We start from the raw sequence: 14,837 nt of genomic DNA, 5'->3' as shown, positions 1-14,837 counted from the left end.
CGCATCCGGAAAAACATGACCTGGAACAAACCGAAAATCGTCATTACTAACTGGATTCACGACGACATTCTGGCCGAGATCGAGGAGTTCGCGATCTGCATCGCCAATCGGGACCGCACCACGCCCTGGTCCCGCGAAGACATCCTCGAGCGCGGCGCCGATGCGGACGGCCTGCTCGCCTTCATGACCGACATGGTCGACGACGCATTACTGCGGGAGATGCCGAACCTGAAAACAGTCTCTTGCGCCGTACGGGGGTACGACAATTTCGATATCGACGCCTGCATCCGACGCGGCGTCACCGTCGCGCATGTGCCGGACCTCCTGCAGGGACCGACTGCGGATCTGACGCTCGGTGCGATCATCGCGCTCACACGTCATATGCTGCCGGCAGACCGCTATGTGCGTTCCGGCAACTTTGAAGGCTGGCGACCGCATTTCTATGGGCTCGGCCTTGCCGGCACACCGGTCGGCATCGTCGGCATGGGGGGCCTCGGCCGGGCCATTGCAAAGCGACTGCTCGCCTGCGAGGCGAATGTCATTTTCCATGACCGGCAGGTCGACCGGGCCCGGATCGATCCATGGGGTACCTTCGAGGGCATCTCCCTCGACGAATTGCTGAGCGAAAGCCGCATCGTCATCCTCGCCCTTCCGCTCGTTCAGGAAACGCATCACCTGATCGACCGGGATGCCATCGCGAAGATGCAGCCAGGAACCTATCTGATCAATCCGGCACGCGGATCGGTCGCCGACGAACTCGCCATCGGCGATGCGCTTAAATCCGGCCGGCTCGCCGGGTACGCCGCCGATGTATTTGCGATGGAAGACTGGCGTCTTCCCGACCGCCCGCGCTCCATTCCAAGAGACCTGCTCGATGCGACGGACCGGACCGTTTTCACCCCGCATCTCGGCTCCGCCGTCGACGAGGTCCGGCGCGACATCACGAAAGCGGCCGTCCGCCACCTCGCCCAGTTCTTTCGCGGCGAAACGCCCGATGGCGCTATCGGCCCGGCATCGGCAGAGGCGGTCTAGGCGATGAACCTCAAGCATCTGGAAGCATTTCTGGCCGTGATCGACACCGGCAGCATCGGCGGGGCGGCGGCAAAGCTTGGCCGCCCGCAACCGACCTTGTCTCATCAGCTGCGCGCGCTGGAAGACGAACTGGGCACCCCGCTGATCGAGCGGGGCGGATCGGGCGGCCCGACGCTTGAAGGTCACACCCTCGTCCCGATTGCCCGACGCATGCTGGCGCTGGCCTCCGACGCCCGCAAGGCACTCTCCGGCCTGAGCTGCCGGATAGCCGCCGCAAGCAATATCGGCACCTATATCCTTCAGCCGCTGGCGCAGGATTACCGCCAGACCTGTGGCACGGTCCCGCTGGACATCTGGATCGGCCGCAATCCGCAAGCGATCGAGCGTGTCGAAGACGGCCGATCCGACATTGCGCTGACCGAATGGTGGGACGACCGCCCCGGCTATATGGCAACGCCATGGTACCGGGATCCGCTGGTGGCAATCGTCGCCCCCTCCCACCCCCTCGCAAAACACGCGCGCATCACGCCCCGCCAGCTGCTCAATGAGCGCATGATCGGTGGCGAAAGCGGCACCGGAACCGGGCGCATCCTGCGCGCGGCGCTGAAGTCGCTGGGCAATGACCTTGAAGTCGATGAAACACTCGGCAGCACGGCGGCGGTCAAGGAGGCGGTGAAGGCGGGCGCGGGAATCTCCGTGGTCGGGACCAGCGTAGTACGCGACGAACTTTCGTCGGGCCACCTGGTCGCTCTTGCCTTGTCGGGGCGCAAACTCGAGAAAACCTATTACGCGGTCCGGCGTATCTCCGATATGGCACCCGATCGGACCGAAGGCTTCGTCGACTTCCTCACGCATCGGGCATAATCATCCTCCGCTTTGCGGTTTGGATGACGGCGTTTGCGCCTGCACCGGCTCTTGTCCGCCCTCGCTATAAGTGCCAAAACTTTTGGGCCCGGTCTGTCAGGATCGAGTAACATTCGGCCGTTCACACCTCGAGTGCTGCAGGTTTAAACACGCAATGAACAATTCCTCTCCCCGCAAAGTCCGCAAAGTGGTTCTGCCCGTCGCCGGGCTCGGCACACGCTTTTTGCCCGCCACCAAGGTCATTCCCAAGGAAATGCTGACCGTGGTCGACAAGCCGGTCATTCAGTATGCGGTGGAAGAGGCCATCGAAGCGGGCATCGAACATTTCGTCTTCGTAACGGGACGCGGTAAGGGCGCCATCGAAGACCATTTCGACATGGCCTACGAACTCGAAGCGACGCTGAAGGCTCGGGGCAAGACGGCGGCGTTCGAGATGCTGGAAGGCAGCCGGCCCGTCGCGGGCGGCGCAAGCTTCGTCCGGCAGCAGGAACCGCTGGGCCTGGGCCACGCTGTCTGGTGCGCGCGCGAACTTGTGGGCGACGAACCCTTCGCGGTGACGCTTCCCGACATGCTGATCCATGGGCGCCCGGGCGCGCTGGCTCAGATGATCGAGACCTATAATGCCCGTGGCGGGAACATTGTCGCCACGGAAGAAGTTCCGGAAAGTCATGTGGACCGCTACGGCATTCTGGCGCTCGGCGAGAGCTACGACGAAGACACGCATCGCATCATCGGCATGGTCGAGAAGCCGAAACTGGAAGACGCGCCCTCCAACCTCATCATTTCAGGCCGCTACATCCTGCAGCCGGAAATCTTCGACAAGCTGGAAAAACAAAAGCCCGGCGCCGGCGGTGAGATCCAGCTCACCGACAGCATGATCGCCCTTCTGAAAGAACAGGATTTCTTCGCCTATCGCTTCAAGGGCACAACCTATGACTGCGGCGACAAGGTCGGCTATCTCGCAGCCAACCTGGCCTATGCGCTGGATCGCGACGACATCGCCCCGGCATTCAAGCCGATCCTTCAGAGCTTTGCGGAAAAGTAACCCGTTCAGACCTTGAAATGACCTCGATATTACTCGGCGAAGGCGCTGAAACCGTGGGACAGATCCATCTTCGACTGAAGTCCACTTCGCTCCGGTGATGGCTGATATCGAGAACCAAGACAGTGCTGGAGTTTTTAGCAATGTCTTGGCAAAAAGGGTGTCGTCAAGTTCCCGTCCCAAGCAACAATCCTGAAGGAAGCTCCGTATGCGCGTCGCTATGATTGGAACAGGCTATGTTGGCCTTGTCTCCGGGGCCTGTTTCGCGGACTTCGGTCACACCGTCGTCTGCGTCGATAAAGACCCTGAGAAGATCGCCATGCTCGAGCGTGGAGAAATCCCGATTTATGAACCCGGGCTTGATGTACTCGTGAATGGCAACAGGTTCGCCAATCGTCTCATCTTCACCACCAACCTTGCCGAGGCGGTCGCCGAAGCGGACGCCGTCTTCATCGCCGTTGGCACCCCGACGCGCCGGGGCGACGGGCATGCCGACCTCTCCTATGTCTATGCCGCCGCAGAAGAGATCGGTAGGGCTCTAACTGGCTTTACCGTAGTTGTGACAAAATCTACAGTCCCTGTGGGAACCGCAGATGAAGTCGAAGCGATAATCCGAAAGACGGTCCCCGAAGCAGATTACGCCGTTGCTTCCAATCCTGAATTCCTAAGAGAGGGGGCGGCCATCGACGACTTCAAGAGACCTGACCGTGTTGTGATTGGCGTGGAAGACGAGCGAGCCCGCGACGTGCTTCGCTCTCTTTACCGCCCCCTGTTCCTGAACGAGACGCCTATCGTTTTCACAAACCGCCGAACTGCCGAACTCACCAAATACGCGGCCAACGCCTTCCTTGCCACCAAGATCACCTTCATCAACGAAATCGCGGATATCTGCGAGAAGACAGGCGCCAATGTGCAGGATGTTGCCCGCGGAATTGGGCTGGACAAGCGCATCGGCTCAAAATTCCTGCATGCCGGTCCGGGGTATGGAGGCTCGTGCTTCCCCAAGGACACGCTCGCCCTTGTCCGGACAGCAGAGCAGCATGGCGCACCGACACGAATTGTTGAATCTGTGGTGAGTGTGAACGAAGCCCGCAAGCTCCGCATGGTCGAAAAAATCGAAGAGGCATGCGGCGGCTCGGTCAAGGACAAAACGATTGCAGTGTTCGGCCTGACCTTCAAACCCGAAACAGACGATATGCGAGATGCGCCCTCCTTGGCTATCGTGCCGGAGCTGCTCAGAAAAGGGGCGACAGTCCGTGCACACGACCCGCAAGGCATCGAAGAAGCAAAGCGCCTGCTGCCCGATACCGTCCTCTACACGGAAACCCCCTACGAGGCCGCCCAAGATGCCGACGCTGCAGTGATCGTGACGGAATGGAACCAGTATCGCGCACTCGATTTCGGTCACCTATCAAAGCTCATGAAACAACGTATACTGATCGACTTACGTAACATCTACAGCCGCACGGAGATGGAAGATTCAGGCTTCGCCTACTATTCCGTCGGTCGGCCGCGGACTCTCCGATAGATAAAACACTTCCCAACCGACATGATCTTCCGGACATCCGGACAGTTTTTGCATCAAGAATTGACACAACGTACGCATGTTCTCACCCTGAAGGGTTGCTTGCTTGACGCAACACTTTGAGCCACAGAATTCGAAACTAATCGATCCGTAGCAGCTAGTTGGTCAGCGGGAGAAGCGGATGTTCGGAGAACGGGTCCCGGCAAAAATCAACCCGCGAAGCAAATCTTCACGCATCTGTCATCAGCCTAGTGAGAACAAGCCGTGCGGGCCATGATTGCCTTGTTCAAAAGCTAGCCCATCAATTGGCCGTTGAATAAAACCGCGGAGCCACTTCGCAAGGCCCCGCATGTGCCTTGCCAAACGTCCAACCTTTCGTCCCAATGCGCCGACCCGCCAGAATCTCCTACCCGCCAAGCTGACTTAGATAAGCACCGTAGTCGTTTTTTCCGAACTGCAGAGAGCGCGCTCGAAGCTGGTCTTCGCCAATCCAACCCATTTCAAAAGCCACCTCGTCAGGAGAGCCTACTTGCTGACCCTGACGTTCGGTCAGTGTACGTACAAAGTTACCAGCGTCCAGAAGAGACGCATGTGTACCTGTGTCAAGCCAAGCAAAGCCGCGGCCCATTTTTTTGACCATCAGCGTTCCGTCCTGTAGGTAACTTTCCAAGAGTGTCGTGATCTCCAGCTCGCCGCGGGCCGAAGGGCGCACGGCGCGAGCGCGCGCGGGCGCTGTGCCATCGACAAAGTAAAGTCCCGTGACGGCATAGTTCGAGGGTGGCACGGGCGGCTTTTCGATGATGCTTTTTACCGTACCGCTTGAATCGAAATCCACCACGCCATAGCGCTCAGGGTCGGAGACGCGGTAGCCAAAGACAGTGGCGCCTGTGGTGTTTTTGCCGGCCTCTTGCAAAAGGTCCGACAGCCCATGGCCGAAGAAGATATTATCGCCCAGCACCATCGCCGCCGGGGCGCCCGCCAGAAAGTCTTCTGCCAGAATAAAGGCCTGCGCCAGCCCATCGGGGCTGGGCTGCACCTTGTATTCCAGAGAGATGCCCCATTGGCTGCCGTCGCCTAGGGTACGGATGAACTGCTCTTGGTCATGGGGGGTGGTGATGATCATGATCTCGCGAATGCCAGCCAACATCAGCACCGTCAGCGGGTAATAGACCATCGGCTTGTCATAGATCGGCAGCAGCTGTTTCGAGACACCCATAGTGACGGGGTAAAGCCGCGTACCAGAGCCGCCTGCCAGAATAATGCCTTTGCGCTGTGTCATGTGATTACCCCTAACTCTGTCAAACATTCCTTTAGGCCTGCGTGCCAATCTGGACGGGGCAGGCCGAATGTGGCGGTGGTGGCGATGCAATCGAGGCGGCTGTTCAGCGGGCGCGCGGCAGGCGTGGGATAGGCGCTGGTAGGAATGCCGCGCACACGGGTTGGCCGGCCCGCGGCTGTGATTATTTCGCGGGCAAAGCTGTACCAGCTGGCATCGGGCGCGCCGCTTAAATGATAGGTACCGGTTTTATCTGGCGCGTCCTGCAGCTGCTGCGCGATGGACAGGCACGCCGCCGCAATGGCACGCGCGGGCGTGGGGCCGCCGATTTGGTCCTCGACCACGCTGATCTCATCGCAGGTGTCTGACAGGCGCAGCATGGTTTTGACAAAGTTATTGCCATGGGCGGAAAAGACCCAAGAGGTGCGCAAAATGGCATGGGTGGCGCCCCTGGCGCGAATGCCCTGCTCGCTCGCCCATTTGCTGCGGCCATAGGCATTGGCGGGGGCTGCGGCATCATCTGGCGCCCAAGGGGCCTGGCCGCTGCCGGGAAAAACGTAATCGGTGGAGATATGCACTAGGGGGACGTTCAGCGCAGCACAAGCGGCAGCAATTTCAGCGGGCGCCGTGCCGTTGATGGTGGTGGCAAGCCCCTCTTCCCCTTCTGCGCGGTCGACAGCGGTGTAGGCAGCGGCATTGATCACGGCGCGGGGATGGTGGGCGTATATAGCTGCAGCGCAGGCGCCGGGCTGCGCCAGATCGGCCGCATCACGCCCCAAGGCCAGCACCGGCGCCAAGTGCTGCAGCTCGCGCGCCACCTGGCCCGTTCTGCCAAAGACCAGTACATCGTTCATGGCGCGCCTTTGCCCAGCCGCTGGCCCACACCCTGCCGGGCCAACAGCGGGCGCCACCATGCCTCGTTATCCAAATACCAGCGCACGGTCCGTTCCAGCCCCTCTTCCACCGTCACGCTGAGGCGCCAGCCCAATTCATCGCGAATGCGCGAAGGGTTGATCGCATAGCGCGCATCATGACCGGGCCGATCAGCAACAAAGGTGATCAGATCGGCATAGGCGCCACTGCCCCGCGGGCGCAAACGGTCGAGTATGGTGCAGATCGTGCGCACCAACTGCAGGTTTGTGCGCTCGTTCTCGCCGCCGATGTTATAGCTGCGCCCCATCGCGCCCTTGGTGGCTACCAAAAGCAACGCATCGGCGTGATCTTCGACATAAAGCCAATCGCGGATATTGCTGCCATCGCCGTAAATTGGCAGCGGCCGCCCCGCCAGCGCGTTCAGAATAACCACCGGGATCAGCTTTTCTGGGAAGTGGTAGGGCCCGTAATTATTTGAACAATTGCTCAGCACAACCGGCAGGCCGTATGTCTCGAACCAGGCGCGCACCAGATGGTCTGACGCGGCTTTCGAGGCCGAATAAGGGCTGCGCGGGTCGTAGGCCGTGGCCTCGGTGAACTGCACAGCCGGGTCTGCGGGCAGCGAGCCAAACACCTCGTCTGTCGAGACATGGTGAAAGCGAAACCCATCCGGCCGCCCCGCCGCCTGCCAGTATTTTCGCGCCGCTTCCAGCATGTTGAACGTGCCGGTGATATTGGTGTCGATAAAATCGGCGGGCCCATCGATGGAGCGATCGACATGGGATTCCGCCGCCAGATGCAGCACGATATCCGGCCGATGCGCGGCAAAGGCCGCATCCAGCGCCCCGCGATCGCGAATATCGGCCTGCACAAAGGCGTAAAGCGGGCTATCCGCCACCGGCTCCACATTGGCCAGATTTGCGGCATAGGTCAGCGCATCAAGGTTCACCACCTGATACCCGCGCTCCACCGCCAGCCGCACCACGGCCGAGCCGATAAACCCCGCTCCGCCTGTAACCAGTAGCTTCATCTGTTATCCTTCATAAGGTGAATGGGCTGTCAAAATCGGCTAGGAGCTGTGCGATGGCGTCTTTCTCGCTCAACGCCGCCCTGCCAGTGATGGGCCAATCGATGCCGATATTCGGGTCATCCCAGCGCAGCGCGCCCTCGGTTTCGGGGGCGTAATAATCGCTACATTTGTAGATAATCTCGCTGTCAGGCTCGAGCGTGGCAAAGCCATGGGCAAAGCCCACCGGAATATACAGCTGCGCGCCATTTTCTGCGCTGAGCGTATAGCCCGCCCAGTGCCCATAGGTGGGGCTGCCGTGCCGAATATCGACCGCCACATCAAAAATCGCGCCCCGGCCACAGCGGACCATTTTGGCCTGCGCATGCGGCGGTGCCTGAAAATGCAGGCCCCGCACGGTGCCCACAGCCGCTGACAGCGAGTGGTTATCCTGCACAAAACTGGCATCAATACCCAGCGCTGCATAAGCCCGCTGGCTGTAGGTTTCTGCGAAAAAGCCACGGTGGTCGCTGTGGCGTTTCGGTTCGATAACCAACACACCGTTCAAGCGGGTTTCGTGAATCTTCATCTGCGGCAATTCCTTTCCTTGTTGCCGACCCGAATGTCAAAACCCGACCGGATCACCGCCAGGAAATCCGAAAATCCACGTCTGGTAGGGGACGTAACATTGCTGAAAGTGCCAGGAAAGTTGCGACCAGACTGCAAACAGAAGCAGTAAGCCAAGATATGGAAGCGCAGAATGCAGCTCAGCATTCTTGCGGAAAGGTAGATAGGGAAGGCGGGCAAAGATCAAGGTCTGGATCGGAATGAGATAGTAACCGAACCTGTCTCCGATCACGGTCGAGATAGGAACGAGAAGGAACGCCAGCGCCATCCCGATCGCACCGATACTGGCAAGGCTGTAATCTTTCGGCCATGCGGATAGCCATTTACGGCGCACAAAAAGGAAGAAATACAACGCGGACAGACCCAGAACACCAACCCGAAAGGCGGCGCCAGCAGCGTCGATTCCGCTGTCGACGTAGCGGCTGGCCGCCAACTCGGCGGCCGCGCTCAAACCAAGGAAATAGGCGCCGGGAAGCGCGAGGATCGCGGAAAGAGCCAATCTTCCGCGCGTGTAGCGGCCTGTCGCGACGGGCAAGAGCAACATAAAGATGAGAGCGCTGGCATGAAATCCGGCCGCCAGTACAACCCAGAGCGCAAATCGTAGCGGGCGTCGGTCGATGAACGAGGTGAACGCGACGCAAAGCAGCCCGATGGCCGCGCCCTGCCGAATGCCTGACATAGGCATGTTGACGATCAGGATCGGGAACAGCAATACGAGAAAGCCGAGGGGGTCAGGCTGCCGACGCGCAAGGACATGAACTCCGACAAAAAAGACCGCGCTCGAAACGACGTTTGCGACCGGGTAGGGCAAACCGGTGGTATTGATCCATGCAAGAATGCCCCACCACACGGGTTCCCGAATGCTTGTGAGGGTGGACCAGTCGAAATCGGCCGCTCTAGCATATTGGAAATAATATCCCGACCAGTCGCAGCCAACCTGATACCGAAACGCTGAGAGCAGAAAGAGACCGAAGAGAACAGGGTAGTAGATCTGGACACGAGCGCCATCGCGCCCAGCAAGCACGTATCTCAGAAAAAAAAGAGAGGTGGTCAAACTGAGATAAAACATTAGGGGCCCCCGTTGCCACCTTCCAAATCTCGCAAGACAATCACCAACCAGTGGACCAAAACAACTGAACTAATTCCGGTTGAGTACTTAGACCAATAATGCGATCCTGCAGGATGTAAGCTTCTGGAATATGAATATATTTGATATCCAAAATATTCATCATGGATAAAGACCCTTGCCGGTTTCGCCCCTAATTCCTGCTTTTACCCCTAAATATAGCAATTTGAGTCGCGTAAATTTATCGTGCTCAAATAATAGTGTTCGAATAGTTGATTGTATCAACTTCCATAGAATCGTTTTTAGAGATAGCCCGTCAGACCCGTACTGGCGCCATATCAATACAAGATTGCGAATGTTGTAATAAGAGTACCATACTGGTTTGTCTGGAATGTAAAAAGTGCGGCCAAGAAGCTTACGGGGGGCATAATCAAATACTTGTGTCAATCGAGCCGAGCGGCAAGAAAGTTGAAGCCAACCCGCTTTGCGAAGGGCAATTCCGTATGCTAAGTCTTCGTAGCCCATCCATAGCGCAGGCATAATGTAAATATTTTCTGAAATGGGTGCTGTAGAGTACAGTGCACAATTCGAGCTACTCCAGAGAACTTCTGCAGTCGGATGGTCCTTAGGGATCTCATACATCCTAGTTCCAGCTGATGGCCTGAAATGCCGCCGACCATCCTCCCAGCGAGGTTCGCGAGGGCTGTGGTCCAGCACGGGATAGACTGCGCCCACTCGCGGGCGAGAACGCGCCGCTGACAACAGTGCTGATAATCTGGCGGCGTCCCAGTTGGCGTCGTGATTGAGACACAGACACCACTCAGCCCCGGTTTCTGCGGCGAGTTTCATACGCCGCGCAAGGTTGCCGGCCGAGCCAAGATTGGTATTCGCGTTTTCATAGTGTAGCTGCCATTTTTTGGCAGCAGCGATCTCCGCGATTATACCGCTGCCTAGCGAGTCGACTACGATGACCGTACCTACTTCTGGGTGCGGATCGGTGAATATCTCTTCAAGAAGTGAGATGATCGCGGCATCGGACCGGAACGCCGATATTGCGATGGAAACCGAATTTGTCATGCCGTTTCGCGCGCCCAATTTACCAGCGCGCCGATGCCGTCGCTCAGGCTGACTTTTGGGGTCCAGCCGAGGACCCGTTCTGCGGCGGAGATGTCGGCCACAGCAAAGCGGATATCTCCGGGGCGGAATTGACCGCTGATCTTGAGGCGATCTTTATCGAGGCCAAGCTCAGCAATCATCATGCAGGCAACATTGAAAATAGTAGCACCTTGACCGGAGCCGATATCCAATGTCTCGTTCGGTACGTCGGCGAGCTCACACAGGCGATGAAAGGCCGCGACAACGTCGGTGACATAGACGAAGTCGCGCGTGATCTCGCCGTCTTCGTAGATGTTCAGGGTTTGTCCGTCAAGTAGTTGCTGGGCGAAGATCGATAACACGCCTGTGTAGGGATTATACAGCGACTGGCCGACTCCGTAGACGTTTTGCAGACGTAGGATTGCGGCTTCTACCCCGGATTGCTCGAGACCTTGGCGCAGCAGATATTCCTGCATGAGCTTGGTTGAGGCGTAGATAGAAGCAGGGGCCGGAACGGTGGTACTGGCGCGGCTGGGTACTGGATCGAGCCGACAGCCGCGGGTGTCCTTTGGGGCGAAATCGCCAGCGGCGAGGTCGGCCGATAGACGCGGTACTGCGGTGATCTCGCGCCCGATTGCATCGCGGCAGGCACCTTCACCGTACACCGCGCGTGACCCGGCGAGCAGCACACGACGTACTTCGGTGCCCTTGTTCCGCGCCGCGCGGATAGCTTCAATCAGCCGTGCAGTGCCCGTGACGTTAACGTCGCAGTAATGCGTCGGCAGCTCGTAGGATTGGCCCGTGCCGGTCTCGGCGGCGAGGTGGACGATCATGTCCGCATCTGCGGCCGTAATTGCCTCGGTAAGCGCAGCGCCGTCCAGTACGTTGCCCACGGTGAACCTTACCCCAGCCTGTCTAAGTTCTTGAACCGTGCCCTCTGGGTCTGGATGCACCTGTGGTTGGAGATTGTCGAACACGGCAACGCCGTGGCCGGCGCCGCTCAACGATAGCGCAAGGCGCTTGCCGATGAACCCGGCCCCTCCCGTAATGAGTACATTCAACAATGCTCTACTCCAGTCTTTCACATCATTTAAGCTAACTATTCAATTGGGCACACGACCGCTCTGGTCATCGGCCGAACTAAGCCTGCGGTAAATCTCGCGGTAGCCATCGATCCCCGCTTCAAGCGAGTAGTTTTCTTCAGCCACCTGCCGGCAGCGCCTGACCACTTTCGGGTCTTGCAGAAGCGCAACTGCCTCGTCGGCGGCCTGGACCAGCGCCGGGGGATCCTCACTATCAATTACAATGCCGACTCCGCCACCACGCACGATCTCGGTCACGTCGCCGATCCCATCGTTGGTAACAACCGGCACGCCGCAGCCAAGCACCTCGCCCATCCGGGTCGGGGAACGTCCGAGTTCTGAAGCCGCACCTGAGGCGTAGAATAACATCGATAGATCCTGCCGTTGCAGCCGTTCATGGATGTTGGAGGCCTTGGCCGCACTAATTGATAGTCCGGAACGCCAGTTGGGGGCTCTGCCGGGGGTCACGTCGCCAGCCCCGCTGGAGGCGGCGCGGTCCCGCGACGTATCGAGGGCCCGGAGCACCTCCGCGGGATCCTCGCGGGTGATGATCTCGAATCGGGCGCTCGGCAGGCGCTCGGCGATCAGGTCGAACATCGTTGCCAGCAGATCTACCCGGAACCAGCCACTGGTAAGCGAGCCGTGGCATCCAATGAGCGGTCCACCTTCGCGCGTGTCGGGCGCGGGGCGAAATCGGTCGAGATCGGCACAGGTGGGGATCACCCGAAGCCTTTCATCTGTGAGCGCACCAGGATGTACGTCGCAAAGATAACGCGCCCCCGCTCGGGTCAACGAAACGACAATGCCAGCATCGGCGAGCAGACGTCTTTCTGCCCGGAAAATCACTCCGTGCAGCCAAGAACCGCGGCGGAGCCGGTGCGAGGTAATGAGTTCTTCAGGCCAAAGTGAGCGCATATCAAAGACATAGGGTATGCCTGTCAGCCGTGAAACCGCCCAAGCAGCCGCGGCAGGGATGTAGGAGCGCGCGTGGATCAGTCGTACCTTGCGACGCCGCGCCTCACGCCAGCTATGCCAGAAAAGCGCGCCGAGATTCCAAGCCGAGGCTAGGAGCCGCGGTCGGCTCCGGTAACGCAGACGCACCCAGCGGATCCCATGCGCGGAGCAGATAGCCTCGATCTGGGCGAGGTGAGCACGGTTGGCTAGGTCAGCGTCGCGCTCGAAGCTAATTAGCGTGACGGCATGGTCTGACGACAACCCGCGCAGATAGGCGAGCACCTGGCTCTGCCCGAGCGGTTCGAGCATGCCGGTGCGCGACAGATAGAGCGTGGGGGGCAAGCTTGCGTCAGCTCCGACTTCGGGACGCTCGACCTTAGCAACTGTTTCGAGCATCACCGCATATCCTCCAGCCACGCCTGGAACATGAGCACGATCCAGAGCCTGTTGGTCCAGTCCCGCTGCCCGCACAGATGCTCGCGCCACGCATCACGGATCGGCGCCGGCTCGAGGTAGCCCGCTCGGGCAAGTGCTCCCGGCGCCAAAAGCGTCTCGGCCCACTCCCGCATCGGCCCCCGCAGCCAGGCGCCGATCGGGATCCCGAACCCCGACTTGGGGCGGTCGATGATCTCCCGAGGCACGTGCTTGTAGAGCACCTGTCGCAGCGCCCATTTGCCGCGCCCGTCGCGCGCGCGCATCGACACCGGCAAACGTGCGGCTATATCGATCACCTCGGGGTCGAGAAACGGCACCCGCGTTTCGAGGCCGACGCCCATCGCCGCCCGGTCCACCTTGCAAAGGATATCGCCGGGCAGGTAGGTTCGCATGTCCTGCAACATCATCCGTCCAACCGGGTCATCGGCAAGCGCCTCGGGCACCGGGTCGTTCAGCCGGCTGTCGAGGCATGCGCCGACGTCGGGCACCAACGTGCCGTCCGGCCATTCTGTGACCAGGCTTCGGTAGAGGTCATCGAGCGTGCGCACCCGTTGCATCCGGACCGCAAGCCGATGCACCTTGTCGCCAATGCCGGCATGGCGGCTACCGCGGAGCTTCAGGAGTGCCCCGGCGCGGTCCCAGGCCGCGACCGGGACCGCGCCGATGGACGCGCCCAGCCGGGCTCGCGCCGGGTAGGGCATCCAGGCAAGGCGGCTCCAGATCCTGCCGCCCCAGAAATATCGGTCGTAACCGCAGAACAGTTCGTCGCCGGCATCCCCCGATAGCGCGACGGCCAAGTGCGACTGCGCGATCTTGCTCACCAAGAACGTCGGGATCTGCGAACTGTCGGCAAACGGTTCGTCGTAGAGGGTTGGTAGCCGCGGGATGACCTGCTGCGCCTCGGCCTCGGTGACCATCACCTCGGTGTGGTCGGTGCCGAGATGGGCAGAAACCGCGGCCGCGTGTGGCGCTTCGTTGTAAGCGGCGTTTTCCACCCTAACGGTGAAGGTTTTGATCGGGCGCGCCGAACGCTGCTGCATCAGGGCGACAATCAGCGAACTGTCGATTCCGCCCGACAGAAAGGCGCCAAGCGGCACATCGGACAGCATCTGCCGTTCGACGGCATCGCCGAGGGTCCGTTCGATCTCAGGTGTCACGTCCGCGTCGTCGGCAAACCGCCGCGCCGCGCCTGCAGCCAAGGCGTCCTCGATCGACCAGTACCGGCGCATCGTAAGCTCGCCGTGACGATCGCCGGGCCGCAACACCTGCTCCGGCGCGGTCGCGGGGAAAGACATCGGGGTTTCCAGAATCGCGCCCGGCTCGAGCTTGAAGATCCCAGGATGAATGCTGCGCGGCGCGGGCACGTAGGCGAAGCGGAGATACAGGGCCAACGCCTCACGGCAAATCTCCCTCGTGGCGTCGTGGTGTTTACGGATCGCCTTCAGCTCCGAGCCGAACACAAGCGCCCGGCCGGCCCAGCCCCAGTAGAGCGGTTTTTCTCCCATCCGGTCGCGCGCCAGCGAAAGACGCCGCTCGCGCTTATCGAAAAGGGCGAGCGCGAACATGCCGTAGGACCTGCGCAGGGTCTCATCGAGACCCCAATGTGCGATCCCGGCCAAAAGCGTCTCTGTGTCGGAATGGCCGCGCCATTCGGGCGCGGCGCCCTCAGCCGCAAGCCTTTCGCGCAGGTCGAGGTGATTGTAGATCTCACCGTTGTAGACGAGAACGTATCGCCCGCAGGCGGATACCATAGGCTGCGCTCCAGCCTTGGAAAGTTCGATGATTGACAGCCGCCGGTGCGCAAGCGCGACCCCGTCCTTAACCCAGACCGCCTCATCGTCTGGCCCCCGGTGTTCGAGCGCGGAAATCATAGGACCGATGCGTGATCGCAGCGTGTCGTTGGACCTGTTTCCATCGAGTATCCCAGCCAACCCACACATTCAATTCGCTTCCTCGATAC

Annotated in this window: 13 protein-coding genes; 4 read left to right on the top strand and 9 right to left on the bottom strand. The window is 60.0% G+C overall.

Going from position 1 to position 14,837, the window contains the following annotated elements; genetic code table 11:
* Positions 1–15: 15 nt before the first annotated feature.
* From FHS78_RS09645 to FHS78_RS09630, 4 genes are all read left to right on the top strand, one after another.
* Positions 16–1,032 carry an NAD(P)-dependent oxidoreductase gene (locus FHS78_RS09645; protein WP_167093603.1) on the top strand — a complete coding sequence of 339 codons (1,017 nt, stop codon included), beginning with the start codon at positions 16–18 and terminating at the stop codon, positions 1,030–1,032.
* 3 nt (positions 1,033–1,035) lie between these two features.
* A complete protein-coding gene (locus FHS78_RS09640; RefSeq protein WP_167093601.1) occupies positions 1,036–1,896 on the top strand; it encodes a LysR family transcriptional regulator in 861 nt (286 codons plus the stop codon).
* A 154-nt stretch (positions 1,897–2,050) separates the two neighbouring features.
* Positions 2,051–2,941: a UTP--glucose-1-phosphate uridylyltransferase GalU gene (galU, locus tag FHS78_RS09635; RefSeq protein ID WP_167093599.1), complete on the top strand. Its 891-nt coding sequence runs from the start codon at positions 2,051–2,053 to the stop codon at positions 2,939–2,941.
* Positions 2,942–3,146: 205 nt separating this feature from the next.
* Positions 3,147–4,466 carry a UDP-glucose dehydrogenase family protein gene (locus FHS78_RS09630; RefSeq protein WP_167093597.1) on the top strand — a complete coding sequence of 440 codons (1,320 nt, stop codon included), beginning with the start codon at positions 3,147–3,149 and terminating at the stop codon, positions 4,464–4,466.
* A 403-nt stretch (positions 4,467–4,869) separates the two neighbouring features.
* Here the strand turns inward: FHS78_RS09630 and rfbA are convergent, their stop codons facing one another.
* From rfbA to asnB, 9 genes are all read right to left on the bottom strand, one after another.
* Entirely contained in the window at positions 4,870–5,742 is an 873-nt protein-coding gene (gene rfbA / locus FHS78_RS09625) for a glucose-1-phosphate thymidylyltransferase RfbA (protein WP_167093595.1), read from the bottom strand.
* A complete protein-coding gene (gene rfbD / locus FHS78_RS09620) occupies positions 5,739–6,593 on the bottom strand; it encodes a dTDP-4-dehydrorhamnose reductase (RefSeq protein ID WP_167093593.1) in 855 nt (284 codons plus the stop codon). Before rfbD ends, rfbA begins: the two co-directional genes overlap by 4 nt.
* Positions 6,590–7,642 (bottom strand): dTDP-glucose 4,6-dehydratase, encoded by a 1,053-nt coding sequence (gene rfbB / locus FHS78_RS09615; RefSeq protein ID WP_167093591.1) that lies wholly within the window; start codon positions 7,640–7,642, stop codon positions 6,590–6,592. Before rfbB ends, rfbD begins: the two co-directional genes overlap by 4 nt.
* A gap of 10 nt (positions 7,643–7,652) precedes the next feature.
* The gene (rfbC, locus tag FHS78_RS09610; RefSeq protein ID WP_167093589.1) at positions 7,653–8,207 is read right to left on the bottom strand and encodes a dTDP-4-dehydrorhamnose 3,5-epimerase; all 555 of its coding nucleotides are present in this window, start codon (positions 8,205–8,207) and stop codon (positions 7,653–7,655) included.
* A gap of 36 nt (positions 8,208–8,243) precedes the next feature.
* Positions 8,244–9,314, bottom strand: a complete 1,071-nt coding sequence (locus tag FHS78_RS09605) for an EpsG family protein (RefSeq protein WP_167093587.1) — start codon at positions 9,312–9,314, stop codon at positions 8,244–8,246.
* A 159-nt stretch (positions 9,315–9,473) separates the two neighbouring features.
* Complete coding sequence (locus FHS78_RS09600; RefSeq protein ID WP_167093585.1) at positions 9,474–10,388, bottom strand: glycosyltransferase family 2 protein; 915 nt, start codon at positions 10,386–10,388, stop codon at positions 9,474–9,476.
* Positions 10,385–11,470, bottom strand: a complete 1,086-nt coding sequence (locus FHS78_RS09595; protein ID WP_167093583.1) for an NAD-dependent epimerase/dehydratase family protein — start codon at positions 11,468–11,470, stop codon at positions 10,385–10,387. The genes FHS78_RS09600 and FHS78_RS09595 overlap by 4 nt, the downstream gene beginning before the upstream one ends.
* 39 nt (positions 11,471–11,509) lie before the next feature.
* Positions 11,510–12,838 carry a glycosyltransferase gene (locus FHS78_RS09590; protein ID WP_205305267.1) on the bottom strand — a complete coding sequence of 443 codons (1,329 nt, stop codon included), beginning with the start codon at positions 12,836–12,838 and terminating at the stop codon, positions 11,510–11,512.
* Positions 12,838–14,817: an asparagine synthase (glutamine-hydrolyzing) gene (gene asnB / locus FHS78_RS09585; RefSeq protein ID WP_167093581.1), complete on the bottom strand. Its 1,980-nt coding sequence runs from the start codon at positions 14,815–14,817 to the stop codon at positions 12,838–12,840. The genes FHS78_RS09590 and asnB overlap by 1 nt, the downstream gene beginning before the upstream one ends.
* Positions 14,818–14,837 lie beyond the last annotated feature (20 nt).

Source organism: Parvibaculum indicum, from assembly GCF_011762095.1.
Taxonomy (GTDB): domain Bacteria; phylum Pseudomonadota; class Alphaproteobacteria; order Parvibaculales; family Parvibaculaceae; genus Parvibaculum; species Parvibaculum indicum.
Note: the sequence above shows the minus strand (reverse complement) of the source record. Positions and strands in the feature narration are given on the sequence as shown.

What these genes read in the sequence shown, in the direction of transcription:
- FHS78_RS09645 (WP_167093603.1), top strand. Translation starts at nt 16, where the DNA reads ATGACCTGGAACAAACCGAAAATCGTCATTACTAACTGGATTCACGAC.
- FHS78_RS09640 (WP_167093601.1), top strand. Translation starts at nt 1,036, where the DNA reads ATGAACCTCAAGCATCTGGAAGCATTTCTGGCCGTGATCGACACCGGC.
- galU (WP_167093599.1), top strand. Translation starts at nt 2,051, where the DNA reads ATGAACAATTCCTCTCCCCGCAAAGTCCGCAAAGTGGTTCTGCCCGTC.
- FHS78_RS09630 (WP_167093597.1), top strand. Translation starts at nt 3,147, where the DNA reads ATGCGCGTCGCTATGATTGGAACAGGCTATGTTGGCCTTGTCTCCGGG.
- rfbA (WP_167093595.1), bottom strand. Translation starts at nt 5,742, where the DNA reads ATGACACAGCGCAAAGGCATTATTCTGGCAGGCGGCTCTGGTACGCGG.
- rfbD (WP_167093593.1), bottom strand. Translation starts at nt 6,593, where the DNA reads ATGAACGATGTACTGGTCTTTGGCAGAACGGGCCAGGTGGCGCGCGAG.
- rfbB (WP_167093591.1), bottom strand. Translation starts at nt 7,642, where the DNA reads ATGAAGCTACTGGTTACAGGCGGAGCGGGGTTTATCGGCTCGGCCGTG.
- rfbC (WP_167093589.1), bottom strand. Translation starts at nt 8,207, where the DNA reads ATGAAGATTCACGAAACCCGCTTGAACGGTGTGTTGGTTATCGAACCG.
- FHS78_RS09605 (WP_167093587.1), bottom strand. Translation starts at nt 9,314, where the DNA reads ATGTTTTATCTCAGTTTGACCACCTCTCTTTTTTTTCTGAGATACGTG.
- FHS78_RS09600 (WP_167093585.1), bottom strand. Translation starts at nt 10,388, where the DNA reads ATGACAAATTCGGTTTCCATCGCAATATCGGCGTTCCGGTCCGATGCC.
- FHS78_RS09590 (WP_205305267.1), bottom strand. Translation starts at nt 12,838, where the DNA reads ATGCTCGAAACAGTTGCTAAGGTCGAGCGTCCCGAAGTCGGAGCTGAC.
- asnB (WP_167093581.1), bottom strand. Translation starts at nt 14,817, where the DNA reads ATGTGTGGGTTGGCTGGGATACTCGATGGAAACAGGTCCAACGACACG.